This window comes from Streptococcus sp. GMD4S (assembly GCF_000296955.1).
In genome coordinates this window covers 1-1,101 of sequence record NZ_AJRE01000262.1, presented here as the reverse complement: position 1 = coordinate 1,101, position 1,101 = coordinate 1, and the positions used below count along the sequence as shown (strand labels likewise).

General features: G+C 39.9%; 2 protein-coding genes. Both read left to right on the top strand.

The genetic code is table 11. From position 1 onward, the window contains the following. The coding region (locus tag GMD4S_RS09210) for a U32 family peptidase C-terminal domain-containing protein (RefSeq protein WP_000296571.1) at positions 1 to 621 on the top strand (621 nt) is incomplete at its 5' end. Between the two features lie 14 nt (positions 622 to 635). Continuing rightward, on the top strand, positions 636 to 947 hold the full coding sequence (locus tag GMD4S_RS13035; RefSeq protein ID WP_008279616.1) for a CHY zinc finger protein: 312 nt from the start codon (positions 636 to 638) through the stop codon (positions 945 to 947). Positions 948 to 1,101: the final 154 nt, after the last annotated feature.

Genomic DNA, 1,101 nt, shown 5'->3' with positions numbered 1-1,101 from the left:
CCAGAAGAATTTTCGATGTCAGCCGTTGACATGTCCATGATTGACCATATTCCAGATATGATCGAAAACGGTGTAGACAGTCTCAAGATTGAAGGTCGTATGAAGTCGATCCACTATGTTTCAACTGTGACCAACTGTTACAAGGCGGCTGTAGATGCTTATCTCGAAAGTCCCGAGAAATTTGAAGCCATCAAACAGGACTTGGTAGACGAGATGTGGAAGGTTGCCCAACGTGAATTGGCAACAGGTTTCTACTACGGTACACCGTCTGAAAACGAACAGTTGTTTGGCGCTCGTCGTAAAATTCCTGAATACAAGTTTGTCGCTGAAGTGGTTTCGTATGATGATGCGACTCAAACGGCAACCATTCGTCAACGGAATGTTATCAATGAAGGAGACCAAGTTGAGTTTTACGGACCAGGTTTCCGACATTTTGAAACTTATATCGAAGATCTTCATGATGCCAAGGGCAATAAAATAGACCGTGCTCCAAATCCAATGGAACTCTTGACAATCAAGGTTCCACAACCTGTTCAAGTAGGGGATATGGTCCGCGCTCTCAAGGAAGGGCTCATCAACCTCTATAAGGAAGACGGGACAAGTGTTACAGTTCGTGCCTAGATAAGGAAAAGGGAATGATACAAGCTCAAGGTTTATTGGTAGATGATGAAAGCAGATGTGTTCATTATCATAGTGAAAAGGATATTGTTTCACTCCAATGTTATGAATGCAAAAAATACTACGCATGCTATCAGTGTCACAATACTATGGAGACACATGTTTTTTCTCCCTATCCCTTGGCGCTTTTTGAGGATCGACCAATCTTATGTGGGGGTTGTAAGAGGACAATGACTTTCCAAGAATACCAAAAACAGATGGCTTGTCCTTACTGCAGTGCACCATTTAATCCAGGTTGTAAACAACACTATTCCTACTATTTTAAATAAAATGAATCGATCCAAGTTCTTAACTTGGATTTTTCAGTTTGTTTCAGAAAATAGAGTAAAATCAAGAAAAATTCGCAATCTAAAATGGAAAAACTTTCTATAGAATGGGGTAAAAACAGCAAAAATAGAAATAAATCATATGAAACGCTTTCAA

What these genes read in the sequence shown, in the direction of transcription:
- GMD4S_RS13035 (WP_008279616.1), top strand. Translation starts at nt 636, where the DNA reads ATGATACAAGCTCAAGGTTTATTGGTAGATGATGAAAGCAGATGTGTT.